Origin of the sequence: Danxiaibacter flavus (assembly GCF_041060425.1) — a bacterium.
Classification (GTDB): Bacteria; Bacteroidota; Bacteroidia; order Chitinophagales; family Chitinophagaceae; genus Danxiaibacter; species Danxiaibacter flavus.
The window spans coordinates 80,119-104,994 of sequence record NZ_JAULBC010000004.1; the positions used below are offsets into that span (position 1 = coordinate 80,119).

Consider the following 24,876-nt stretch of genomic DNA (forward strand, 5'->3'; position numbering starts at 1 on the left):
GCTCTAGCCTCTTTCACTATTGACTATTCACTATTGACTTCATTTTATTCACGTTTTACTTTTTGTCACCATGCCGCATTAATCTTCCAAATTTTGTCTGGACCGGGATTTTTGGGATTAGGGGATTGGCAGGATTGTATTTTGAGAAAGTAAAAGATGATCCGGATTTAGAGAGTCTATGAAAAAAAACGCTCTCGCCTCTTTCACTATTGACCATTCACTATTGACCTTTTTTGCTACCATGCTGCATTAATCCCTAAAAAAATAATTGTTTTGCAACGACGTAATAAAGATATTCCGTGTATAGGTCCATAGCTTTTTTGGAGTGATTTAATTTCGCAATTGGAATTAAACCACATTTTATGGAAAAAGTTAGCTGGAAGGTTGAAGGGATGAGCTGCACAAATTGCGCATTGACGGTTCATAAATACCTGGAGGAAAAAGGCGCCAATAATGTGAAAGTGAATTTTATTGGCGGTGATGTGAGTTTTGATCTGAACGGAAAATCTACAAAAAAAGATATAGCTACAGGAATTGAAGGACTGGGATACCACGTGGTTTCGGACGAAAAACTGGCAATACCACGAAAAAAGAGATTATTTAAAAACCACTTTCAGCGTTTTGTATTTTGCCTGATTTTTACCATCCCCTTATTCCTCAACCATATTTTGCCGTTTCATATTCATTTTCTAATGAACCCGTATGTACAACTGGCTTTAACAATTCCAGTGTATATAGTTGGAATGGATTTCTTTGGGCGGAGTGCGATAAGGAGCCTTTGGAAAGGTATTCCGAATATGAACGTGCTTATTGCGCTGGGTGCCACTGCAGCGTTTGGTTACAGTCTTTACGGATTGATCATCGGACAATCAGAAAAATACATGTTTTTTGAAACTGCAGCAACGATTCTTACGCTGGTATTCCTGGGTAACTGGCTTGAGGATAAATCTGTGGAAACCACGCAGGCGGCATTAAGAAAATTAGCCGTGTCACAAAAGATCATGGCTAATATGATTGCATACGACGATCAGCACAATGAACATATTTTTCCGGTTGAAAGTACCAGCCTCAAAGTTGGGGATCTTATTCTGGTAAAAACCGGGGAACACGTGCCGATGGATTGCAAGATTTTATGGGGTGATGCAAGTATGAATGAATCAATCATAACAGGAGAAAGTGCTCCCGTTGACAAAAAAATGAACGACCGCCTGATCGGTGGAAGTATATTGGAAAGCGGAACGATTAAAGCGTATGTTACCGCAGTTGGTGAGGATACTGTAATGAGCAACATTTTAAAAATGGTAAAGGAAGCGCAGGCAGAAAAACCTCCCGTACAGCAGCTTGCTGACCAGATAAGTGCGGTATTTGTTCCGAGTGTTCTGATTATTTCGCTTATCACTTTCACATTAAATTTATCATACGGGCACCACGATTTTGCAACAAGTCTGATGCGCGCGATAGCAGTGCTGGTTATTGCCTGTCCCTGCGCGATGGGATTGGCAACCCCTGCCGCGATAGCTGTTGGTTTGGGCAGAGCGGCAAAAAATGGCGTATTGTTCAAGAATGCAAAAAGCCTGGAAATATTTAAAAATATTAAACAAGTTGTCTTCGATAAGACGGGTACGTTAACAACCGGTCAATTTACGATTACTGAATATAAATTGCTTAGCAGTGATATTGACGATAATGCTTTTAAACGCATCGCTTATTCACTTGAACGTTATTCAAATCACCCCGTCGGAAAAGCAATAGCCAAAGAATGGAAGGTAAAGGACGAGATCAGCTGGGCTTCCATTGAAGAAGTCAAAGGACTTGGCATGAAAGCGACTGATAAAGAAGGGAACAACTACGTTGCAGGTTCATTTAAAGTCGCTGAAAATTACCTCAACGATCACCAACGAAGTGTATATATTATAAAAAATAACGAGCTGATTGGCTGGATAGATGTGGCTGATGAATTGAGACCTGAAGCTAAACAAGTGGTTAGCGCATTACATGCAAGAAATATTACAACCATTTTACTGAGCGGCGATAAAAAAGAAAAATGTGATGCTGTGGCAAAACAGCTAGGCATAGATGAAGTAATTGCAGAACAAACGCCTGCACAAAAATTAGAAAAGGTTGCGGCATTTAATGCGGAAGCCCCTACTGCTATGGTTGGCGATGGCATTAACGATGCACCGGCGCTTGCTAAAGCAACTGTAGGAATTTCTTTGAGTGATGCAACACAGGTTGCCATGCAAAGTGCACAGGTGGTGTTGATGAATCACGGATTAAAAAATCTGCCGTTATCACTTGGTTTAGGTAAACACACTTACGTCACAATCAAACAAAACCTGTTCTGGGCATTCGCTTATAATATTGTCGCTATTCCTGTAGCGGCGCTCGGTTTCCTTAGCCCAACTTTCGGTGCATTGGTTATGGGTATGAGTGATGTTGTGTTGGCTGTTAATTCAGTCAGATTAAACTGGAAAAAAGTTTAATAAATGTGCAAATGAGGAAATGTGCGAATATGCGAATGAAGGGCCGCAAATTACTCCGTTTGCTAATTGATACATTCGCGCCTTTTTAAACAGATGCCGTTACGCAAATGTGCAAATGAGGAAATGTGCGAATATGCGAATGAAGGAACAATAAATTACCGGGCTTCCCAATTGATACATTCGCGCCTTTTTAAACATATGCCGTCAGGCATTTGCACATCCTCTCAGTTGCACATTTGCACATTCGCACATCCGCCCATTTGCACATTCACAAATTCTCGCATTCCCCCATTCTCATTTACCTTTGCCCTTCATGCATCCTGAAGAAATACTGCAACAATATTGGGGTTACAATGCGTTTCGTGGCCGGCAAAAGGACATTATAGAAAATGTTCTGCTAGGAAACGATACACTTGCGCTGTTGCCAACAGGCGGGGGCAAATCTATTTGCTACCAGGTTCCTGCATTAATGATGGATGGCGTTTGCCTGGTGATCAGCCCATTAATTGCTTTAATGAAGGATCAGGTAGCTAATTTATTGAGCCGCGATATTACTGCTGCAGCGATCTACAGCGGCATGACTTTTTATGAAGTACAAAAGACGCTGGAAGATGCCGTTGACGAAAACATTCGCTTTTTATATGTCTCGCCGGAACGTCTTGAAACCGCTGTTTTTAAAGAATACCTTGCCGATATGTCTGTCAACCTCATTGCTGTTGACGAAGCGCATTGCATCTCGCAATGGGGATATGATTTTCGGCCACCTTATCTGCGAATTGCAGCCTTAAGGCACGAGCTGCCCAACGTACCTATCCTTGCCGTTACGGCTTCTGCGACGCCCCTGGTTGAAAAAGACATTATTGATAAACTTCTGCTGAAAGAGGTTTCTACTTTTAGGCAGTCTTTTATTCGTCCGAATATCTCTTACAGTGTTTTTAAAGTTGACAGTAAGATCAATAAACTACAGGAGATCTTAACGAATGTAGGCGGTTCGTCAATTGTGTATTGCAAGAGCAGGAAGTTAACACGGGATGTTGCACTGTTACTTCAAATGGCCAGCATTTCCGCAGATCATTATCATGCCGGTCTTACACAAGAAGAACGGGCTACAAAACAAGATGCATGGCAGCGGAATAAAACACGGGTGATGGTTTGTACAAATGCCTTTGGTATGGGCATTGACAAACCAGATGTTCGTACTGTAATACATTATGATTCCCCTGATTGCCTTGAAAACTATTACCAGGAAGCAGGGCGTGCAGGAAGAGATGGTAAGAGGTCTTATGCTGTTTTACTTTACCAGTCTGAAGATATAACAACACTAGAGGCCATGCCCGATGTGAAGTATCCTGACATCTATTCCATCAAGAAAGTTTACCAGGCGCTGGCAGATTTTTTACAGGTACCGGTTGGTATTGGAGAAGGCAATTTTTACGATTTCGATCTGAATGAGTTTATCCGGAACTTCAAGCTGGAGCCCCAACTCGTTATCAATGTTTTGAAAGTATTGGAACAGGAAGGTTATGTGTCTTTTAATGAGACGATTTTTTTACCATCCAAAGTGGTATTCACTGCTCCAAAAGCTCTGCTTGAAGATTTTGAAAACGCTCACCCGGATCTTGAACCTGTGATGAAATGCCTGCTGCGAACATACCAGGGCATTTATGACAACCGCGTATCAGTGTTCGAAAAACAAATAGCCAAACTTGCAAGACTTCCACTAGAGAGGGTTTTTAAAGATTTAAAACAACTGCAGGCATTTGGCATTATTGAATACTTGCCGCAAAAAGATACTCCTCAATTAAATTTCATTACCAATCGCGCGCCTGCTGAATTTCTCTACATAGATCAAAGAAACTATCTTCTACGCAAAAAGCAATATGAAGAGAGAGTTCAGGCAATGCTTTCTTACATCAGGTTAAGAAAAGATTGCCGGAGTACATACATCGCCCGGTATTTCGGCGACACTGATATCAGTGATTGTGGGGTTTGTGATAATTGCCTGCACAAAAAAAATACGGAACTCATATCAACCGAAATGAAGAACATAGCGGATCGCATATTTATGCACTTAGATGCAAATGAAATGCCGGTCAACACATTAATTGCCCAATTCCGTGATGTCTCAAAAGATAAAATATGGCAGGTACTTAATTTTCTTCAATCCGAAAGCAAAATCAAGATAAGTGATGTGGGAATAGTGAGGAAGCTGTGAGCTATCGGCTGTCAGCTACTAGCTATTAGCTATCAGCTTTCAGCCGTCAGCATTCTCACCAAGGCAATCGACTACAGGCTTGATGCTTTATGCTACCCAATAGAAATCTCTTTTAAAATTCAATGTTCATAGATCATCAACTTCCTTTTATGACCAATCTAGTATCTCCACATAAAAAATCCAATCAATCCCCTAATCCCACAAATCCTGGTCAAGAATCCCTATCCAAATTAAAAAGCCCGAAGAAATCGCTTCCTCCGGACCTTTTTATTCATCATGCAGAAACTCCTTGTAGCTATGAGCTATCAGCTATTAGCTTTCAGCTTCCTAACTCAGCAATGTAAATCCCACAAATCCAATAAATCATCTAAATCCTTGGTATTACTGGATTCCGCCTCCACCACCTGAATTACCACCACCCACACGTTTGCCTTCATCATCTGCGGCAGTTTTACGTTGTCTTGCAGCTTTAACCTGGTTGTTTCCAAAACGGTAAGTCAGGTTAATGCGGAGCTGCCTGCTCTCCCAATTTCCGTTTGCCTTAATATACTGTCCCGCAAAGTTGCTTGTTCCTCCCCATTTCATTGTATGGAAGATGTCCGTAACAGTCGCTTTCGCTACTACTTTTCCTTTGAATAGCTGCTGAGAAACGCCGCCATCTATACTCCACATTGCCTTGCTTTTAAATGTTCCCTGGTAGATAGAGGGAGATGCATAAAAGCCCGACAATTCCATTGTTGTTTTTTTGCTCACTTTGAATGTTTGCTGAGAATACAGGTTTACAGCAAATGCATCCAGGTTAATGGTTCTGCCTTCTCCAAAATTTGCGGCATAATGTGTATAGTAAGTATTTACGTTTGTAAACATGCTATACCATTTGTATTGGAAAGGCATACTGATATTCAAACTAACAATATCCTGATCAGCAAGATTCTTCTTGCTGATGAACGCTTTTGATTTTTCAGCCGTGTCTATTATTTGTGAAAATACATCGCTTACATGGCTATAGTTCAACGTAGTGGTTAAAAAGTACTTAAACGTGTTTGTAACAGCGATACTGTTTGTGTACTGTGGCCTAAGCTGTGTATTACCTTTCTGGAAAGTATATTCATCCAGTTTAAATTCAAATGGATTTAAGTCCTGGTAAGCAGGCCTGTCTATTCTTCTGCTATAAGAAACGCTCCACTGGTTCATTGGATTTTTGTTGAATGTAACCGCGGCACTCGGAAAGAAATCTGTATAATTTCTGTTGAATGCAGAATCATATCTTACATATTCGTTCTCCCATTTGTAGCCGTTGGAACGACCTTCGGATACAGTATTTTCAACACGCAAACCAGCCTGGATCATAAATCCTTTGAACTGCCTGTTATAGTTGGCATACAGTGCATTTATATTTTCTGTATATCTGAATGCATTGCTACGTAAAGTATCCATTATTTTAGAAGAAGAGTACACATCATAACGCTGAAAATCGTTATCGCTATTCACATAAGACACTTTACCTCCTAACCCTAAACGGCCCTTCTTCAGGTTCTGTTCATAGTCAGCCTTCAATGAATAAATGTTAATATCCGTTGGAGCAATCATGTTATATACGTACTGATTTATAATTGTTGTTCCATCCGGCTTATAATAAGTGTTTGGTTGCAGCTGATTGCTTTTGATATGGTAAAAACCATAATCACCATCAACGTTTAATTCATGGCCGCTGGTATCTGCAAAACGGTAGTTAGCATTAAAGTTCACATTATCGCGTTTGCTTGAACTGGTGTTATTGGCCACCAATATTCTGTCAACGACACCTGTAGGAATATAAGAGATAGGCGTTGTGCTAACATTATCAAAACTGTAGTTGCCCAGGTTACCGTTAACCATTACACCCACTGTGTTTTTGCTGTCCAGGAAATAATCAGCGCCGGCTTTAAATCCGTGTGTCTTATTTTTATTCGTCATTACGGTATGTCCGTTAAACAAAGTGTCCAACTGCTCACGATGCATATACATGTTATTCTCATAAGTACCATCGTTATAGTTGTAATTGCCAAACAGGTTAATTTTCTTGTTGCGGTGATTTAATGAAACACCTGCATTATACTTTGGATAAGTACCGAGATTATATCCTGCATTGATAGAACCATTGGTTCCGAACGACTTGTTCTTTTTCAATTTGATATTGATGATACCACCATTACCTGCTGCTTCATATTTAGCTGAAGGATTGGTAATGAGCTCTATCGCTTCAATTTGAGAAGACTGTAAAGATTTAAGATAATTAGCCAGATCACTCCCGGTTAACGGTGATGGCTTGCCGTCGATAAAAATCTGAACACCATTTTTTCCGCTAAGGCTGATGTTATCGTCTTTATCGACAAGTACACCCGGGGATTTCTTTAATAATTCAAGCGCATCGTTACCTACTGCATTAATGTTATTTTCAACATTCAAAATGGTTTTGTCTGCTTTTACTTCAATCATCGGCTTGCGGGCCGTAATAGTTACAGTTGCAAGATCGGCCGCCGCTTTTTCAAGCACGATTGCAGGAACGGTAACATTTTCCTTACCGGCAGTCTCTTTCACAGAAGTATATTTCGGTTTATAACCAACAAACGAAACATTCAATAAATAAGAAGCTGTTTTAATTGATTTAAACTGATAATGTCCTTCCTTGTCAGTTACTGCGAGTTTTATTACAGAAGAATCTTTTGCGTTAAGTAATGATACACTCGCATTAGTAATGGGTTTTCCGTCTGCATCTTTCACAGTTCCCGTCAGGTCCTGTGCAAACGACACAATCGAAATTATAAGGCAGGTTAAAAGGATGAATAATTTTCTCATAGTTGTATAAATAAGCGGGCAAAGGTGCAGTTATTATGGTTACAAAAAGAAATGATTTGTAGAGGAACGGCAAATAGGAAGGAAAGAAGGCGACCAGTTAATGGAGAATTGAAAATTGAGAATTGATAATGTGTGCAGATGTGCAAATGGGAAAATGTGCGGATGTGCGAATGAGAAAATGTGCGAATGAAAAACCGGAGATATGTTGAAGAACATGACCTCCGGTTAAAATGATTATTTAATTGACTTACAGTAGCTTAAAACAGTGTAGGTGATTCTACAAATTTGGGCTTGATTAAATGCAAGCCGCAAGCTTTGTTCAATTTATCTACGATATCTATGGTAAGCTCGGGAGAAGTCGCTTCGTCATGCATGTGCATGAAGAAATACACTTCATGCAGACCATGATCCAGCCAGTATTTAATCCGGTTTGTCCATTCGGTCATACGTGTATAATCGGTATCATGAAGGCTGTTTCCGACATAGCGGATAAAAGCTTTGGATATTGGTAAATGCATGTGCGCACAATCACGACGGCCTGCAGTGTCGGTAATAACGGCCCCCATGTTTATGCTGCGCAATGTTTCAAACAATTCATCGCGAACTTCCTCTTTTTCAAACCAATCCGGGTGACGCACTTCTAGAAAAAACTGGACATCTGTTGGTAATGACCGCAAAAACTCAAACAATTCATCCTTTCTCTTCGGGCTGAAAGTATCACTTACCTGCACAAAAACCGGCCCCAGGTGCTCGCCGAAAGCCACGATACCACGTAGAAATTCGGTCGTTACAAAGTCCTTTCCCTTCAGACTTCCACGATGTGTAACGCCCTGGTACATCTTCGGACAAAAAACAAAATCTTTTCCCTTAGCCTTTTCAGCCCACTTGGCTATTCCTGCAGGACCATATATTTTATAGTGAGTTGCGTTAAGCTCAATACTGTTGTAGTGCTGAACATAATGCTCCAGAAAATCTTTTTCCTTCGTGCCCTTTGGATATATTTTACCCACCCATTCAAGCCGTCCCCATTTTGCACAGCCGAGGTAAACTTTGGGATTTTTCAACGGCTTTCCTTTCAGTACTTTTTTGTTGAAAGCAGGTTCTGCCGGCAATGAAAAATCTATGCTGTTTAATTCGTTTTCGTCAACTCTACCAAATTCCATAACCCATATTTTATAGTCTACAAGTAAATATAAAAGTAGATTTTTTTAGTATCTTTTCCGTTGCAATTGTTGCAGTTAGCATATTTAAAGAGGTTTGTTTTAACTATAAACACGCCCAGGAATAATATGCTCCATAGATTTTAAATGAAATACAATTATACGTATGCGCAAATCATTGTTTTTCCAACCTGCTGATTTTAAACTCCTGACTTTAAGTGTGGGCATAGCCTTATTATCTTCCTGCCAGCCAAAAAACGCTGCTAACGAAGAAACAGCCTTGTCAGCCTTTAGTAAAGACAGCCTTGCTCAACACATCAAGACTTTGGCGTCTGATGAGTTTATGGGTAGAAAACCATTTACTACCGGGGAAACAAAAACAATTGACTATCTGCAAAAAGAATTTGCATCCCTCGGCCTTGAGCCTGGAAATGGAAATAGTTTTCTGCAGGAAGTCCCGATGGTGAATATCACTACCAAAGCTGCTCCAACAATGGAAGTGCAGTCACCCAAGGGAAAATTCCAGTTAAAAGGATTTGACGACTATGTAATGTGGACCGACAAAACAGATTCCCTGATTACACTAAACAGCAATGAAGTTGTTTTTGCAGGATACGGCGTTGTGGCCCCTGAATACAACTGGAATGATTATGCGGGGTTAGACGTAAAAGGAAAGATAGTGCTGGTTCTGGTGAACGACCCCGGATTTGCCTCCGGCGATTCCACTTTATTTAAAGGAAAGACGATGACCTACTATGGCCGCTGGACATACAAATTCGAAGAGGCCGGCCGCCAGGGAGCTAAAGGATGCCTGATCGTGCACAACACAGTTGGCGCAAGCTATCCGTTCAGTGTTGTTCAGAATAATTGGAACACATCAAGATTGCGCCTGGACAACCGTGGCAAAACTGAAAAATTGTGTGATGTTATAGGATGGGTTTCCGGCGATGCGGCAAAAAAACTGTTGACAGCTTCCGGTCAGGATTCCAGCTTACTGGCAAAAGCGGATGTACGCGGATTTAAGCCCGTTCCATTGCCAGTTAAGTTGTCAACCAGCATGCAGGTTAAAACGGTTTACAACAAATCCCACAATGTAATTGGCAAGATCACCGGTTCTAAACATCCTGATGAATATATTATCTATACCGCTCACTGGGATCACCTGGGCGTTGACAGACCTGACGAAAAGGGTGATTCTATTTACAACGGCGCTTTGGACAACGCGAGCGCAACTGCCGGTTTACTTGAACTTGGCCGCGCGTTTAAGAAATTGCAACCGGAACGCACGATCGTATTCCTCGCTGTAACAGCCGAGGAACAAGGACTTTGGGGTTCCGCCTGGTATGCACAAAACCCGGTTTATCCGCTGAATAAAACGCTTGCGAATATTAATATGGACGGATTGAATTCATACGGTAAAACAAAAGATATCATTGTCGTTGGCCAGGGCCAATCTGATCTTGAAGATATTTTGAAAGATGAAGCCCAAAAAGTTGACAGGTATATCTCCTATGAAACGCATCCCGAAGCCGGCTATTATTACCGTAGTGATCATTTCAACTTTGCAAAAGTGGGCGTTCCGGCTCTCTATCTTGAAAGCGGCATTGACGTAGTCGGTAAAGGAAAAGAATATGGCCAGAAGATGAACGATGAATACACCGAAAAACGTTACCATCGTCCCTCAGATGAATACAATCCTTCATGGAATTTGGAAGGAGCAATTGATGACCTACAGCTGTTGTTTAAAGTGGGAGTGAAAATTGATTCAGATAGCAAATTTCCGGAGTGGAAAAAGGGAAGTGAGTTTAGGAAGTTGAGGGAGGAGATGATGGGGAAATAGCTATTAGCTTTCAGCTATGAGCTTTGAGCCAAGATTTGTCTAAAAACGAATGTCCGCACACATTTGGAATGTTTATAAAACAAAAAGTCCATTCAATTTTGGAAATTGAATGGACTTTTTTATTAACTATTACTGTTTACTTTATTCTTTTCAAGTATTCGCCGTAACCACTTTTCTCATACAATTTAGCTTGCTGCATTAGTTGTTCGTGATTAATGAAACCCATTCTGTAGGCCACTTCTTCAATGCAACCAATTTTTTGTCCCTGGCGCTTTTCTATAACACGCACAAATTCGCAGGCGTCACTTAAAGAATCAAATGTGCCAGTATCTAACCAGGCGACACCACGATTCATTACACCTACATTAAGTTTTCCTTGTTGCAGGTAAACACGGTTTACATCGGTGATTTCATATTCACCTCGCGGAGAGGGTTGGATATTTTTGGCGATTTCCACTACTGAATTATCGTAAAAATACAGACCGGGGACAGCGTAGCTGCTTTTGGGCTGAGCTGGTTTCTCTTCGATAGATAATGCCTTGAAATCCTTATCAAACTCAACAACACCGTACCTCTCTGGATCGAGAACTTCATATGCGAAGATGGCAGCCCCATTAACATCGTTAAATGATTGGACTAACTTGCTAAAACCTGAGCCGTAGAAGATGTTATCGCCGAGTATTAGTGCTACTTTATCTTTCCCGATAAACTCCTCTCCTATAACAAATGCCTGAGCGAGGCCATTGGGTTTTTCCTGTACCGCATAAGAAAAAGAACATCCTATTGCCGAACCATTGCCAAGAAGCCTTTGAAACTGATCAGAATCTTCGGGAGTCGTGATTATCAGAACATCTTTTATGCCAGCCAACATTAGAATAGACAACGGGTAATATATCATCGGCTTATCATAGATCGGCATAAGCTGTTTACTAATTCCCTTTGTAATTGGATAGAGTCTTGTGCCTGATCCTCCCGCAAGAATAATTCCTTTCATGTTAATGTAAGGGTTTTAAGTTAGTTAAATAAGATTGTTGGCAAAATCAAGAATTGATGATGTGGTTTCTACAAAAGAAGGCAACTGCAAATCTTTTTCAGATAAGATCAGTTCGTTGTCAGCGATACTCCAATCAATATTTAAATCTTTGTCGTTGTATATAATACCTCCTTCTGAAGCCTTGTTATAATAGTTATCGCACTTATAGAAGAAGGTAGCCTGAGCACTCAATACAACAAATCCGTGAGCGAACCCGCGTGGAACAAAAAATTGCGTCCCGGAAGTTTCAGAAAGCTCGACTGCCACATACTGACCGAAAGTTTTAGAATCAGGTCTTATATCAACTGCCACATCTAAAACCTTACCAGAGAGAACTCGCACCAGTTTGGCCTGAGCATAATTTCCCTTCTGGAAATGCAAACCTCTTAAAGTTCCTCTGGTGGAATGTGATTGATTATCTTGTACGAAATCAATTTCTTGTCCTGTTAATTCTTCAAACTTCTTTTTATTAAAACTTTCGAAGAAGTAGCCCCTGTTATCCTTAAAGATCGTGTCGTGGATAATAAAGCATCCTTCAAGTATCGTTTTTTCAATTCTCATTTTTGACAATATCTATTCTTTATTACAATCCTGTTTACGTATTCTTTACCCAGCATACTGTTTCGCATAGTATTGCTGATAATCGCCACTGGTAACATGTTCCAGCCAATCTTTATTATCAAGATACCAATCTATTGTTTTACTCAAACCCTCTTCAAAAGTTACTGAAGGCTTCCAGCCCAACTCGCGGTTTATTTTCGTTGCATCAATTGCATAGCGTAAATCGTGACCTGGCCGATCTTTAACATAGGTTATCAACGAATCACTTGTACCGGCCGGGCGGCCTAGTTTCTCGTCCATCAGCTTGCAAAGCAACTTCACCAAGTCAAGATTCTTCCATTCATTGAATCCACCAATGTTGTAGGTTTCATGATTTTTCCCGTTATGAAACACTGTATCAATAGCGCGCGCATGATCGATCACATACAACCAATCGCGCGTGTTTTCACCTTTTCCATAAACAGGTAAAGGTTTATTATTGATAATATTATTAATGAAAAGCGGGATCAATTTTTCAGGGAAATGATTTGGACCATAGTTGTTGGAGCAATTGGTAATAACGAAAGGCAATCCATATGTCTCGCCATAAGCTCTTACAAAATGATCTGAAGATGCTTTACTTGCAGAATAGGGCGAGTTGGGTGAATAAGAAGTTGCCTCAGTAAACATACCCGTATCACCCAGTGTTCCATAAACTTCGTCCGTTGATATATGGTAAAACCGATGCTTCGAAAAATCACCCTTCCATGCATCTTTCGCTATGTTTAATAAATTAACCGTACCTATAATGTTGGTATATATAAAATCAAGAGGAGACAAGATCGACCTGTCTACATGCGATTCTGCAGCAAGGTGAATAATATCTGTGATATTATGCTTTTCTATAACGGCTTTTAAAGCATCAGCATCCAGAAGGTTTACCTTTTCGAAGGTATAGGTATCTGCCTGCTCTATGTCTTTTAAGTTTTCGAGGTTTCCAGCGTAGGTCAGCGCATCAAGATTCACTAGTTTGTAGTCTGGGTACTTGTTTACAAACAAACGAACTACGTGTGAACCGATAAATCCGGCGCCGCCAGTAATCAAAATATTTTTGCTCATTGGTCTTTTTTACGAATTGCGAATATACAAAGAGGAAAATTAGGCCCCTAAAAACGAATTAATAATAAGAAGGCTTAGTTATCTTATAATAAGTTCTGTACCATTTTACGAATTTGCGGACACCATCTTCAATTGATGTTGTAGGTTTATAATCAATGCGTTGTATTAAATCAGCTACGTCGGCATAGGTAGCAGTTAGGTCACCCGCTTGCATTGGCAAAAATTCAACTATTGCCTTTTTTCCAATTTCATTTTCCAGTGCGGCTATAAAATCCATCAAACTAATTGGAGCATTTTTGCCGATATTATAGATTTTGTATGGAGCTGTTGACGAGGAAATATCGGAGTTGCTTGATTTCCATTCAGGATCGGGGTTAGGTGGAAAATTCATGATTCGCGCTACTCCTTCAACTATATCATCGACGTAAGTAAAGTCACGCTTCATTTCGCCGTAATTAAACACTTTGAGTGGTTTTCCATCTATAATCGCCTTTGTGAAAAGAAAAGGAGCCATGTCTGGTCTTCCCCAAGGTCCATATACTGTAAAAAAACGAAGACCAGTCACAGGTATCTGGAACAAATGACTATAAGAATGCGCCATTAGTTCGTTGCTCTTTTTTGTAGCTGCATACAGGGATATCGGATGATCCGTATTTTGATCTGTAGTGAATGGTGCTTCATCATTCAGACCATATACGCTGGAGCTGCTGGCGAAAACCAAATGCCTTACGCCATAATTTCTGCAGCACTCCAAGACGTTTACAAATCCAACAATATTACTGCTGATGTACGCATCAGGATGTGTTAAACTGTATCTGACACCAGCTTGGGCTGCTAAGTGAATCACCAAGTCGAATTGAGCTTTTTCAAAAGCTTTGTTGAGCCCATCTTTGTCTTCAAGATTCAACTGACCAAAAATAAAACCCGGATAAATATCACTATCTATCCGGGTTTTGTATGCGATGTTATTTCTGTCAATGCCTAGCTCCTGAAGCCGGTCCACTTTCAAATGTAAATCGTAATAATGATTAAGGCTATCTATACCAACGACTGTATGACCATCTTTTAATAATCTGTTAGCTACATGGAAACCGATAAAACCGGCTGCACCTGTAAGTAGAATTTTCATTTTTTTAATTCTTTGAACAACAATTTGTTTCTTTGCCCAGAATCACAAATTTGAGCGACGTAAACATGGTACAAAACAATCATAAATCACGCCTTTATTCCCTTGATTATTTGCGCGGACTTGCTGCTTTATTTATAATGATTTATCATTATTGTAGCTGGACGTTTGGAGCCTATAAAGATAGTACGTTTCTTGGGCGAATCGGAATTTATGGAGTTTCAATATTTTATGTACTAAGTGGCCTTACCTTGTACCATGTATATTTTTTAAAGATGAAGCCATCAACGTCGCAAATCATTGACTTTTTCATCAAACGTCTTTTCCGAATTTTCCCATTATTATGGTTGGTGACAATTCTGACCTGCTTTGTAAAAGAGTCTTTTCCAATAAAGGCGTTAATTTTAAATTTGTCGGGTGCGTTTTCAGTTTTAAGCTGGGACGGTTATATAGGAACGGGGGTTTGGTCAATTGGAAACGAGTTAGTATTCTACTTATTTTTTCCTGTTTTTATTTTTTTAAGCAAGCAAAATAGAAAATTTTTTTTGCTGCTTGGGGTGTCGATTTTTTTTGTACAGCTATATTTTTGTTTTTTTAAAATAAAACCTACGATCTCACTAGCTGACCAACTTCAGTGGCACAATTACACCAATCCCCTTAACCAAATTTTTTTATTTCTGGGAGGTTATTTGATCGGATATTTTTTTCATTCTTTGAATCCCCAAAAAGGGCTATGTGTAATAATTGGCTTAGTTTCAGTTATTTTATTTGCATTCATACCGACCAATACAAATACTGTGTTTGGCATTAACCGTTTAATATTCACTGCCCTAGCATTCGGAATTTGCTTTGCATTTTATAAAGGCACGTTTTTATTACCAGGGGTAGTTGACAAAGCGCTACGCCTTCTAGGAGAGTTCAGTTATTCGATGTACCTGCTTCATCCTTTGGTATGGTTTGTAACAAACAAACTTTTTAAGTCCGACAATACAGAATTAATTTGGGCTAAACTCTGCCTGTCGATTTTCCTCACATTGATCATAAGCTACCTAGTTTACGTTTCTTTCGAAAAATATTTTATGAAACAAGGTCGTAAATTATCGAATAAACTTCTTTACGACAATGAGCAAGTAATGCAACCAACTCTGTAACAATTCGTTTTCTAGTGAATGACGTTCTCCCATTCTTGAGCCAAAATCTCAACTCCAAGTGCTGAAGGATGAAAACCGTCGACTGAAAACTTTGTATAATCAGCATTTTGAATATGTGAAATAAGTGCATTATAGCACGGAATAAAGGCTGCGCCGTATTCTTTTGCCACCATCCTTACAGCAATACGGTACTCTCGGAAGTTGTCGATAAAAGATCCGTACGAGTTAATGTTAGGCAAAATAAATGGCTCCGCCAAGATCAATCGCAGATTTGGATTTGCCGTGAAAGCCTGATCGACAAGCTGTTTTAAATTATGGTAATATTCGGCAGGAGTAACATGATAACGCAAATCATTAACTCCTATCAAAACGCTTAATACATTTGGATTAAGACTAATACAATCGACTGACCATCTAGCTAACAAATCGCCAGAAGTATTTCCAGCGATCCCTCGATTAAATATAGCTATATTTTTACCGGTGTTATTTTTTAGAATTGCCTCAGAGACATATCTTACATAACCCATTCCGAGCCCTTCGCTTGTATTGCTTCCAGAAATAGTTCGGTTTCTCGAAGAATCGGTAATTGAATCCCCTTGAAAAACGATCCGATCACTTTCGCGTATAGATATATTTTTAGAAAAATTGTAATCCAAGACCGACTCATCGGGATAAAATGAATACCTATTTTTTTTTGTACAACTGGAAATAGAAAAAAGACTAGCCGATATAAAAGTTCTTTTAAGAAATTCGAGACGGGTATACATATTCAGACATTCAAAGCCTAAAATACGCATTCAAATGAAGATACCAATTTAAACATCAAAAAAAACTATATTAAAAAATTTTGAAGAAAATTCTGAAGGGTGACACGTTACTTTTTAAAAGGTATTCGGTTAAAAAAAATGCTTTTTTAATCCATGGACAAAGTAGCATAAGAAATGATACAAAGATGTTAAGGGGTTAAGTTTTTCAATTTGTCGGTAAACGAGCCATTGATATTTTGCAGCATTCAATTTGTTTGAAGAAATTCCACCAGTCCTTTTTCTGTAGTTGGCGAGAGGTAAACTAACACCGGCCATGACATCATCAGAAGTGCTGTGTAGCATTCTCGCTATTGTTAACCATAATACATAGTCTTCTTTTCCCCATCTTTTTAATATCGCAGGGGCGACAGAAGTGTCAGTGTTTTCGCTGTCCAAAAAATACAGTTTGCCAAATCTTTCAACATCATAGACAACTGTTAAACATCCTATACTGCAGCCATTAAGCAATCCTCTATAATTTATAGTATTTCTTACTTTTATTTGTTTCAAAAATTCACCGTTTTCATTAACTACATTATATGAACTGAAACAGAATGATACATTTTCTTTCTGCATAAAGTCAAGTTGAATTGCCAACTTCGTTTTGCTCCAGGTATCGTCGCTGTCTAGGAAAGCTATGTACTTTCCACTTGCATTTTTTATTGCCATATTTCTTGCAGCCGCAGCCCCACCGTTTCGCGGCATCAGTAGTACTTTAATCCTCGAATCTCTCTCAGCGAACATTTTAGCTACAGTTACACCGTTATCCGAGGAACAATCATCTACCAATAGTAATTCCCAATTGGTGAATGTTTGATTTATAACAGACTCGATTGTCTCCTTCAAATAAAGCTCGGCATTATAAATAGGAGTGACGATCGAAACAAGGTTGCTCATTTACTTTTTACGAGTTAATTATTGATTGTTAATCAGATATGTGTTGGAAATTGTGCTCTTAGAATTGATAAAGTTTAAAACTACCCCTTTTTCGCTGAAGACCTTGCCGCCTCCATTAAAAACGCAGTCTTTAACAGTGACGTATCTAGGAGTGTTGCCTTCTTTGAAAAAAGACTTATTAGTGCCCCCAAAATTATTAAATGTACATTTATTAAATTCCACGCGCGGACCTACGGCAAAAAAGATGTTGCTGTTAAACGCGTTGAAAATGCAATTATCAAATAACTGAACCTGCGCGATACTTTGATAGAGTCCACATTTGTCAAAATTAACTGTTGTGCCATACACATTAATAGCTGCATTACTTGAGTAATTTAATCCCAAAGCTGCCGCCCCTATAGCTTCTTCATTATTATTTTGACCAATAGTAATTCGGCTATCTCTAATATTGCACACAGCCCCCTTATTCCGGACATTAGCAATAGCATAATTGAAATCGCTTAAATTACAATTCGAGATCTCGGTTGTAGATACTGCATTTTCCTCAATGTGGACACATTTTGCATAGTTCTGTATATCACAATTTTTAATTGAAATATTATAGTGAACATTTGGATCTTCGGAAAAATTGAACGTGATGCCGATTCTACTTCTACGCTGGCCCAATTTAAGGCCACTCAACTTACAATCGGCAATTTCAACTTTTCCACGGTCTTTCACAGCACTTATGTTTATAGCATCCCCGAAGTGATCATTATCGACTTTATAAAGGCGTGGAGTTTTACCACGACCGCCGACGTCAATAAAATTGCAGTTTGAGACTATGAGGTTCTTCGGGCCCAGGGCCATGAACCCATCACCAAAAACATTTACAAATTTGCAGTCGCTTATCGAAATTGTTTCTGCAGCGATCTGTAGTCCGATATTAATATGTTCATTGAATCCATCAGGAACTTCTTTCTGTGGCATAGCTTTACCATCAATTACCAGCCCTTTGATATTTACAGTGATATTTAAATTGTTATCAAAAATATTGCTTATCGTCCTTGCATTCTTTATACTCGCCGGACCAATTGACAAAATTGCATCTTCGCGAAATGCGGTCATATTAGCGAGCTTATTACTATCAGGAAGCAATGGATACGCTGACTTTATGACTGCCCCTTCCGATGAAATATCTAGCCTATTTCCCGAACTCAGAGGTACTCGAATAGATTTCTTTACAAAGTAGAATGACTTTGTTTTAGGGATAACACATGTTTTATTATTTTCGACACAATACATCAATGCTTTTTGTAAAGCGGGCTGGTCATCTGTTTGACCATCACCCTTGGCTCCGAAAGTTGTGACACTTACTGAATTCGTTTGACCTGAGATCGTTTGTATCTCCACAAAACACACGGCAGCAGTAAAAATAAAAACCACTAGAAGTTTCTTGTAACACATAATAAAAAAATTAATTATGAGAACAATCGCGGTATACTTGGATAAGAGAATCCCTATACCTGCTCATGTTAAGATTTTTAGTTATTTTTTCCTTTGCAGCCACGATTACTGATTTTTGACTTGCATAACAAAGTACGCTATTAATGATTTTTTCAACGAGTTCTTCTTGATTTACCTCATCAAAAACTTCGCCACATCCCAACCATTCGATGGCTTCTTTTAACGCTCCATAATTACCTGCTATGGGAATCATGTCTGCTAACACGCTCTCATATAAGACCAAGCTGAAAGTTTCAAATAGCTTTGAAGGAAGAACAAAAACTTTCGCATCGCCAATTAGCTCAGAAAGCTTGGTTGGTGGCATAAAAGGCGAAAACTGCACATGGTTTTGCAAGTTTTTTAAAACAACGACATTTTTTAACTCTAAAAGCATGGGACCATCCCCGATCAGCTTTAACTTAATATCAGGAATAAGACGAATCAAGGAAGGCATGATATTAAGAAGAAGTTGTAAATTTTTTTCCTCTGAAAACCGCCCAAAATAGGTAATAACGTTTTTCTTTTCTACGACAGATTGACCAATGTGACTTATCGAATTTTTTAAAACGCTTACAGAATGTTCTCCATAACGATCACTCAATAAAGCTCCTAAAAATTCCGATGGAGTAATCCATTTATCAACTAAACCGTTGTTAAAAAATAAATCTCCTATCAAACTAGTAATTCCTTTGCCAAACGAATGTAAAGCTCCCTTTCGACTACATCTTCTCTTAAAAATTTTTATTTTGTATTTGTCAGCCTTACAATCTAAACACCGGCGCTCCAGCCGATAGTCATACGCAGCATGATGCGAGCAAACGTGCTCATATGTGTGGACTGTTTGCAAAATCTTGCATTTCGGCGCCTTTTTTTTATACAAAAAAATTGCATGTAAAACAGACGGAGACAGATTTCCTACTAAATGGAAGTGGATAACATCGGGTCTCAATTTAAACAAGTACCGTCTTAATAGTAAGAAATTTTTGACGGAATAAATTGAATTAAAAAAGTTCGCTTTTCCAATGCTTGGAAAAGAGAGGTCAATGGGAAAATCTGTATTGTCATTTTCGCGAGCAGCAACATAATGAGCAAAATCTCCAACACCATACTCTTTAAGTGCTTTTACCGTTTGCGAAAATACATTTTCGGCTCCTCCCCCTTTAGTTGATTCAGCGATGTGTAACACCTTCATAAATCAATTATTTTCGAATAAATGAATTATTCCCCTTAACTCAACCTGCTTTCTAAGCGATTTTGCAACGCCCGGTATACTAAAAAATTGATAAAGTTTGTCAATATTACTTCCAAAAGTATCCTTTGCTCCATTGCTACAATTTGTAATTTCCTTTTCTATGCATTCGCACATATCAGCAATTGAATCACACATATAACCAATCTGGCCTGCCTTGTTAAAGTATGTTTCAAAAAAATTGTTTTTAAGAACGATAACAGGCTTTTTATGTGAAACTGCATCAAGAAAGGCGCCGCTAGGAGTTAACCTGTATGTAGCATCTGGATAAAAGAATAAGATGAAATCTTGCTGGCTAATTTTCTTGTCGTACGTACCCTGATCTAGAAAATATTTACCATCGGGGTAATTTATTTTTTTACCATTTAATTCGGAAGTAAAGTCAGCTACTTTTCCAATTATTTCTAATTGAACCTTATCCAAAATTCCTTTTGTCTTTAGTCGATCATGAATTTCAATTATAAGATCGGCTCTTTTCATTCTTGTTGCTAATCCCACGGTAGCGAGTCTTAGCTTATTATTTGGAAGAGATTTAGTATTAGATTCCGTCGGTTGAAGACAATATGGATGCTCAATTACTAAAAAATTCTTCGTAAAATCACCGTTATAATAACGCTTCAATTCAGCAACGATATTCTCGCCAAGAACAATTAAATAGATACGTGATTTTTTAATAAGAAGGGGAAAAGCTCTCTTGAACATGATAGCGATTAATTTGTAGTGTCCGTTCAAAAGACGATATGTATCTTTTTCGATGAAAGCCAGTTCACCATGACAAACAAAAATTATTTTACGCCTAAAAAAAAAGTTCAATAATAATACCATGGGGTAAGCGAAAGGACTTAAACCGGAAAATATTAACTGTTGACTAAAGGGCGTAAAGAGCAGAAAGCGGATAGTTTGTAAAACGGATATTATATAAAGGAATGGAATAACAATTTTATTGTCAGATCGAACATTAAAAATGCATTTAAAATCTATGGCCGCACCCGAAAACTTTTTTTGTACACAACTCAGATGCGTTTTTTCTCCGTAAAAAACAATTTGCGATGCGGGAAACGCATGGGACAAAACGCCCAGAAATGCGGCGTTGAATGATGAATGTTTTTCCCCGGTCCACAACGGCTCAACTACCTTGATCTTTTTCTTCATTGAAGTCCTTTAATAATCGCGTCTATTAATCTTACTATCAAATATACTGTAGTAGGGAACATATAAGTCCTTATAGCCTGCAAAGCCATAGTAAAACTTAGAAAAAGCGTATAGTATTAAAAAAAAATATATTATAGGTATACTTATTCTCTTGTGCAAATATCCAACTACCATCAGTAACAATAATATTTCATAAAAAGCAAAATATGTAATTACTCTTTGCAACGCAACGAAGCCTGCAGTCAAGAAGAAAAGAATGGTTCCAAGTACCACTAGATTCAAATAGCCATTAAATTCAACCTTTTTTTCACGTTCTATATTGGCCCGAACCCACAGAAATAGCGGTAACAACAACCCCCTTTTAAAAACTCCCAGAATCAGGATGGTAGTCTTACTAACATTCGATCCGAATGTACTTTCTTTTCCTTTTTCAAGATATTCGTTGAGTCTGTTTGCAATAAATTCATTGAATCCAAGTCGGGGCGCTAAGAATTTAAATACGACGGTGTCGAGTCCCATTGCCATATATAAAATGCTCAACAATACGGCAATAACGATAACAGTAGTAGGGATTTTCCATGAATAAACAAAATAGGCTATTATAAATAAAACGGCAGAGGAGTGAAATAATGATGCACCCGCAATAATCAAGGAAAATGGAATAAATTTCCTTTTAACAATATATGTCGTGCTCACTAATGTAAGCGAGATTGCGATTGATTGACGGACAAAAAAAACATCACAGAAAAAATAAGCATAGTATAAAAAAAGCGCCAAAAAGAAGTATTTCGTATTATTTTTCAGGTATGCGCTTTTTGTCAATATTATAAAAAGGCCGGATACCAAAAGAAATACCGTGTAACTATCGGTAATCTTCCTTGCCAAAAAGTTGAAATATCGAAATCCAATCTCAAAAGTTGTTTCGTTTTCAACTGCATTTTCGCTGCCGCTCCTGTTAAACAACGAGTAATAATTATTCCAGTCAGTTCCAGTCTCCCAACGGATACCTCCCAAAAAGACAAAGGATAGAACAAGTAAGTAAAAGAGAAAACTTTTGATACTTTGTCCGTCCTTTACAAAGTCCAGAACTAAAAAGCATATAAGAAAAAGAAAAATGCCTATGTAAAATAGCATTACCTATTGTTAAATTCGTTTACATTTTGCTTTAACACTTCAAGGTATTGATGTCCGAATTTGAGATCAGGCTCAAGATAATTACCCTCGCCCCATTCATTCCAGGATTTTATAAAGGCGATTCTCAGCTCCTCTGGCTTTTGCTTAATTTTTGAGAAGACATCATTAACATGCTTGCCAAAAAGCTCCGGACTTGAATTGTGCATCACCAGCCCCTCCCTTCCACTTCTGGGTGAATGATCCCAGTTCGGGATGATAGTTGGTATACATTTGCTGTTAAAGTCTTCAGCGCCTGTGAAATATGCCGCCATAGCCTCATAATTATATACCAACGGCACTTTTCTGAAAAAACGATTTATTTTATCTGTGACCTTTTTTCCTGGAGACCTGTGGTATTTTAGAAAATCAGTCATTCTTACAATGTTGACTGCATCAAACGATAAATTTAAAATGTCTTGCCATTGGGCGTAATGGTTCGTTTGCCCAATAAAATATATACCCTTTAATCCGTTTTCAATGGCTAAGTCCTGCCAAAGCGAAATAAATCTTTTAACATCGGGAAGCTCGAACGGGCGATATATCAAAAATACCGGCTTACCTTGAGTGGTAATATACCTTTTATCCTTAAAGGCAGGTAAAACCGCATAAAAATGTTGCTTGTAATCCTCTTCTCCAGGATACTGTTGCTCGATTAATACATTCCTATTTTTTAATCCATGATTAAATCCTTTCCAGGATTCATTGGCCCACGCCAAACAAAATGGGAAGTCGGGTTTTCCTGACGCCAACACCTCTTCAAATGGCAGTTGAAGTAAACGCTTTCCATTTCCGAACCAGTAGTGCCAATAGCAGAATCCTTCTATGCCTGCTGCCTGTGCCATTCTAGCTTGTTGTTCTCTTACTTCCGGAATACGGAGATCATAGTATCCCAAATCCGCTGGCACTCTGGGCTGATAATGCCCTTTAAACAAAGTTTTGGCTTTACCAACATTAGTCCATTCGGTAAACCCTTTCCCCCACCATTGATCATTCTCTGGAATTGGATGAAACTGCGGTAAGTAAAACGCGAACAATCGAACTTTTGATGACATTCTTATATTTTAGTGCTTTTGGTTAATCTATAATAGGTTGCAACGCCAAACTCCTTTATAATAGGATCAGACAAGAAGTAAACAAAAAATCCGAAAAACAGCACACACACATAAGCTGCGACTGTTACAAACAAAGCGTAAAAACCTTTTTCTAGCGGTAAAACTTTAACGATAACATTTCCAACCAGGACTATTGAAAATAGAGCTAACAGAAATGGTTTGATGTATTTAGAAAAAAACACACGTGCAGATATCTCAAGTTGTTTTAATGAAATGAAAAAAAGCAGTGTCCCATTTACTAAAATTGCGAGTGTTTTAAAAAGTGCATAAGCAACAATGCCCCATTTATGCTGGGTCAATAACACTCCCGTAAGAAAAAAAACAGGCAAAACAGCAGCTGTAATGTATAATTTTTTTAATTCCTCCTTAGCAGTAAGCATAGCACTTGCAGGATAAGTGATATACGACAGAAAATAACTGCATAGAAGTAATTGTACCACTTTTATTGAAGGCTCATATTTAAACCCGACCCAAGACACAATGATAGGCTCCGCAAAGATTTGAAGGCAGACTACAGGAAGTATGACAATGCTTAGTCCTATTTTAAGCAAAGTGTGATAAAGGCTCATTAGACCTTGCTCATTTTTTTCTCCAACCAAGTGATTAAACCTTACTAAAAAAGGGTAGTAAAAAGTTCCAAATAGATCTCTAAAAAATGAAAGTATAGTGAATCCAAGGGCGTAATAAGCGACAGATTCTTTCCCCAAAAAAAAACCGATGTATACCAAATCCAGCTCGTAAAAAACTATCCAAGCCAATGCCAAGAACAATGAATTTATTGCAAGTTTTGATGTTTTTTGATACATTTCACTTGAGAATCTGATATTGTTTAACAGTTTCAGAAAGTCATATGCATATCTTCTTATGGCAATCTTTATTATTACGAATATTGATACTAATGATAATAAATTATAAAATAAAAAATATTCTTCTATTAGGTATTTACCATTTGCAAAAAAATAAAACACTGAAATTACACGCAATATGGACACGCAAATGTTTACCCTTTGCGTATAGTGATCTTCGAGCCGAACCGAAAAAATAATCTGAAGAATTCTTTGAATAATAAGTACTGGTGAAAAAATTGCAAGTGTGAATAACAATTTGTGAGCTAGTGCCCATTCTGCTGTATTCAATGCAAGATCTCGTATAATCATGTTAGGATTATACGATAACCACAACAGACTCAAAAAAAGTGGCACAATAAAAGCCAATAAAATAAAGCTCGAAAACCCTGTAACCTTGATCTCCGATTCAATATCATTTCGGGCGAAATACTCTGATGAATATTTTTGTGCGGCATTTATAAATCCAAGATCGGCATACTGAAAAAAGATATTAAGGGAAATACAAAACGTAAAAATTCCAAATAATGAGGGATTAGCAGCTAGCCTTGGAGTAGCGATAGCCAGAGACGCAAAGCTTGCAAAATAACCGGTCCCCTTCCACAGGTATATATTAAAATAATTTTTTGTATAGCGAACTGGTTTACTCATC

18 protein-coding genes are annotated in these 24,876 nt (G+C 38.4%); 4 read left to right on the forward strand and 14 right to left on the reverse strand.

Going from position 1 to position 24,876, the window contains the following annotated elements:
* The first annotated feature begins 362 nt into the window (after positions 1–362).
* Entirely contained in the window at positions 363–2,483 is a 2,121-nt protein-coding gene (locus QTN47_RS13100; protein WP_369329838.1) for a heavy metal translocating P-type ATPase, read from the forward strand.
* Between the two features lie 313 nt (positions 2,484–2,796).
* On the forward strand, positions 2,797–4,698 hold the full coding sequence (locus QTN47_RS13105) for a RecQ family ATP-dependent DNA helicase (protein WP_369329839.1): 1,902 nt from the start codon (positions 2,797–2,799) through the stop codon (positions 4,696–4,698).
* 381 nt (positions 4,699–5,079) lie between these two features.
* On the opposite strand, the gene QTN47_RS13110 is transcribed toward QTN47_RS13105, so the two are convergent.
* Positions 5,080–7,536, reverse strand: a complete 2,457-nt coding sequence (locus QTN47_RS13110) for a TonB-dependent receptor domain-containing protein (RefSeq protein ID WP_369329840.1) — start codon at positions 7,534–7,536, stop codon at positions 5,080–5,082.
* A 257-nt stretch (positions 7,537–7,793) separates the two neighbouring features.
* A complete protein-coding gene (locus tag QTN47_RS13115) occupies positions 7,794–8,699 on the reverse strand; it encodes a DUF72 domain-containing protein (RefSeq protein WP_369329841.1) in 906 nt (301 codons plus the stop codon).
* A gap of 163 nt (positions 8,700–8,862) precedes the next feature.
* On the opposite strand from QTN47_RS13115, the gene QTN47_RS13120 reads away from it, so the two are divergent.
* The gene (locus QTN47_RS13120) at positions 8,863–10,536 is read left to right on the forward strand and encodes a M28 family metallopeptidase (protein ID WP_369329842.1); all 1,674 of its coding nucleotides are present in this window, start codon (positions 8,863–8,865) and stop codon (positions 10,534–10,536) included.
* 136 nt (positions 10,537–10,672) lie between these two features.
* On the opposite strand, the gene rfbA is transcribed toward QTN47_RS13120, so the two are convergent.
* The 4 genes from rfbA to QTN47_RS13140 are packed head-to-tail and all read right to left on the reverse strand — an operon-like array spanning position 10,673 to position 14,357.
* Positions 10,673–11,530 carry a glucose-1-phosphate thymidylyltransferase RfbA gene (rfbA, locus tag QTN47_RS13125; RefSeq protein ID WP_369329843.1) on the reverse strand — a complete coding sequence of 286 codons (858 nt, stop codon included), beginning with the start codon at positions 11,528–11,530 and terminating at the stop codon, positions 10,673–10,675.
* A 24-nt stretch (positions 11,531–11,554) separates the two neighbouring features.
* Positions 11,555–12,130 carry a dTDP-4-dehydrorhamnose 3,5-epimerase gene (gene rfbC, locus QTN47_RS13130; RefSeq protein ID WP_369329844.1) on the reverse strand — a complete coding sequence of 192 codons (576 nt, stop codon included), beginning with the start codon at positions 12,128–12,130 and terminating at the stop codon, positions 11,555–11,557.
* A 45-nt stretch (positions 12,131–12,175) separates the two neighbouring features.
* The gene (rfbB, locus tag QTN47_RS13135) at positions 12,176–13,228 is read right to left on the reverse strand and encodes a dTDP-glucose 4,6-dehydratase (RefSeq protein ID WP_369329845.1); all 1,053 of its coding nucleotides are present in this window, start codon (positions 13,226–13,228) and stop codon (positions 12,176–12,178) included.
* Between the two features lie 58 nt (positions 13,229–13,286).
* Positions 13,287–14,357 carry an NAD-dependent epimerase gene (locus QTN47_RS13140; protein WP_369329846.1) on the reverse strand — a complete coding sequence of 357 codons (1,071 nt, stop codon included), beginning with the start codon at positions 14,355–14,357 and terminating at the stop codon, positions 13,287–13,289.
* A gap of 65 nt (positions 14,358–14,422) precedes the next feature.
* Here QTN47_RS13140 and QTN47_RS13145 point away from each other — a divergent pair, with 65 nt between their 5' ends.
* Positions 14,423–15,505 carry an acyltransferase family protein gene (locus QTN47_RS13145; RefSeq protein ID WP_369329847.1) on the forward strand — a complete coding sequence of 361 codons (1,083 nt, stop codon included), beginning with the start codon at positions 14,423–14,425 and terminating at the stop codon, positions 15,503–15,505.
* A gap of 11 nt (positions 15,506–15,516) precedes the next feature.
* Here QTN47_RS13145 and QTN47_RS13150 read toward each other — a convergent pair whose 3' ends face one another.
* From QTN47_RS13150 to QTN47_RS13185, 8 genes are all read right to left on the reverse strand, one after another.
* Complete coding sequence (locus QTN47_RS13150; RefSeq protein ID WP_369329848.1) at positions 15,517–16,302, reverse strand: SGNH/GDSL hydrolase family protein; 786 nt, start codon at positions 16,300–16,302, stop codon at positions 15,517–15,519.
* Positions 16,303–16,401: 99 nt separating this feature from the next.
* Entirely contained in the window at positions 16,402–17,208 is an 807-nt protein-coding gene (locus QTN47_RS13155) for a glycosyltransferase family 2 protein (protein ID WP_369329849.1), read from the reverse strand.
* 18 nt (positions 17,209–17,226) lie between these two features.
* Positions 17,227–18,654: a glycosyl hydrolase family 28-related protein gene (locus tag QTN47_RS13160; protein ID WP_369329850.1), complete on the reverse strand. Its 1,428-nt coding sequence runs from the start codon at positions 18,652–18,654 to the stop codon at positions 17,227–17,229.
* Between the two features lie 10 nt (positions 18,655–18,664).
* Positions 18,665–19,885: a glycosyltransferase family 4 protein gene (locus QTN47_RS13165; protein ID WP_369329851.1), complete on the reverse strand. Its 1,221-nt coding sequence runs from the start codon at positions 19,883–19,885 to the stop codon at positions 18,665–18,667.
* A 3-nt stretch (positions 19,886–19,888) separates the two neighbouring features.
* Positions 19,889–21,094: a glycosyltransferase family protein gene (locus tag QTN47_RS13170; protein WP_369329852.1), complete on the reverse strand. Its 1,206-nt coding sequence runs from the start codon at positions 21,092–21,094 to the stop codon at positions 19,889–19,891.
* 9 nt (positions 21,095–21,103) lie between these two features.
* Entirely contained in the window at positions 21,104–22,228 is a 1,125-nt protein-coding gene (locus tag QTN47_RS13175) for an EpsG family protein (protein WP_369329853.1), read from the reverse strand.
* Complete coding sequence (locus QTN47_RS13180) at positions 22,228–23,319, reverse strand: glycosyltransferase WbsX family protein (RefSeq protein ID WP_369329854.1); 1,092 nt, start codon at positions 23,317–23,319, stop codon at positions 22,228–22,230. Before QTN47_RS13180 ends, QTN47_RS13175 begins: the two co-directional genes overlap by 1 nt.
* A gap of 2 nt (positions 23,320–23,321) precedes the next feature.
* Positions 23,322–24,875, reverse strand: coding sequence for a hypothetical protein (locus tag QTN47_RS13185; RefSeq protein ID WP_369329855.1), 1,554 nt, complete (start codon positions 24,873–24,875; stop codon positions 23,322–23,324).
* Position 24,876: the final 1 nt, after the last annotated feature.

Coding starts and splice junctions, on each gene's coding strand:
- QTN47_RS13160 (WP_369329850.1), bottom strand. CDS start 18,654: ATGTGTTACAAGAAACTTCTAGTGGTTTTTATTTTTACTGCTGCCGTG.
- QTN47_RS13105 (WP_369329839.1), top strand. CDS start 2,797: ATGCATCCTGAAGAAATACTGCAACAATATTGGGGTTACAATGCGTTT.
- QTN47_RS13115 (WP_369329841.1), bottom strand. CDS start 8,699: ATGGAATTTGGTAGAGTTGACGAAAACGAATTAAACAGCATAGATTTT.
- QTN47_RS13100 (WP_369329838.1), top strand. CDS start 363: ATGGAAAAAGTTAGCTGGAAGGTTGAAGGGATGAGCTGCACAAATTGC.
- QTN47_RS13120 (WP_369329842.1), top strand. CDS start 8,863: ATGCGCAAATCATTGTTTTTCCAACCTGCTGATTTTAAACTCCTGACT.
- QTN47_RS13140 (WP_369329846.1), bottom strand. CDS start 14,357: ATGAAAATTCTACTTACAGGTGCAGCCGGTTTTATCGGTTTCCATGTA.
- rfbC (WP_369329844.1), bottom strand. CDS start 12,130: ATGAGAATTGAAAAAACGATACTTGAAGGATGCTTTATTATCCACGAC.
- rfbA (WP_369329843.1), bottom strand. CDS start 11,530: ATGAAAGGAATTATTCTTGCGGGAGGATCAGGCACAAGACTCTATCCA.
- QTN47_RS13170 (WP_369329852.1), bottom strand. CDS start 21,094: ATGAAGAAAAAGATCAAGGTAGTTGAGCCGTTGTGGACCGGGGAAAAA.
- QTN47_RS13175 (WP_369329853.1), bottom strand. CDS start 22,228: ATGCTATTTTACATAGGCATTTTTCTTTTTCTTATATGCTTTTTAGTT.
- QTN47_RS13110 (WP_369329840.1), bottom strand. CDS start 7,536: ATGAGAAAATTATTCATCCTTTTAACCTGCCTTATAATTTCGATTGTG.
- QTN47_RS13180 (WP_369329854.1), bottom strand. CDS start 23,319: ATGTCATCAAAAGTTCGATTGTTCGCGTTTTACTTACCGCAGTTTCAT.
- QTN47_RS13145 (WP_369329847.1), top strand. CDS start 14,423: ATGGTACAAAACAATCATAAATCACGCCTTTATTCCCTTGATTATTTG.
- QTN47_RS13155 (WP_369329849.1), bottom strand. CDS start 17,208: ATGAGCAACCTTGTTTCGATCGTCACTCCTATTTATAATGCCGAGCTT.
- QTN47_RS13150 (WP_369329848.1), bottom strand. CDS start 16,302: ATGCGTATTTTAGGCTTTGAATGTCTGAATATGTATACCCGTCTCGAA.
- QTN47_RS13165 (WP_369329851.1), bottom strand. CDS start 19,885: ATGAAGGTGTTACACATCGCTGAATCAACTAAAGGGGGAGGAGCCGAA.
- rfbB (WP_369329845.1), bottom strand. CDS start 13,228: ATGAGCAAAAATATTTTGATTACTGGCGGCGCCGGATTTATCGGTTCA.
- QTN47_RS13185 (WP_369329855.1), bottom strand. CDS start 24,875: ATGAGTAAACCAGTTCGCTATACAAAAAATTATTTTAATATATACCTG.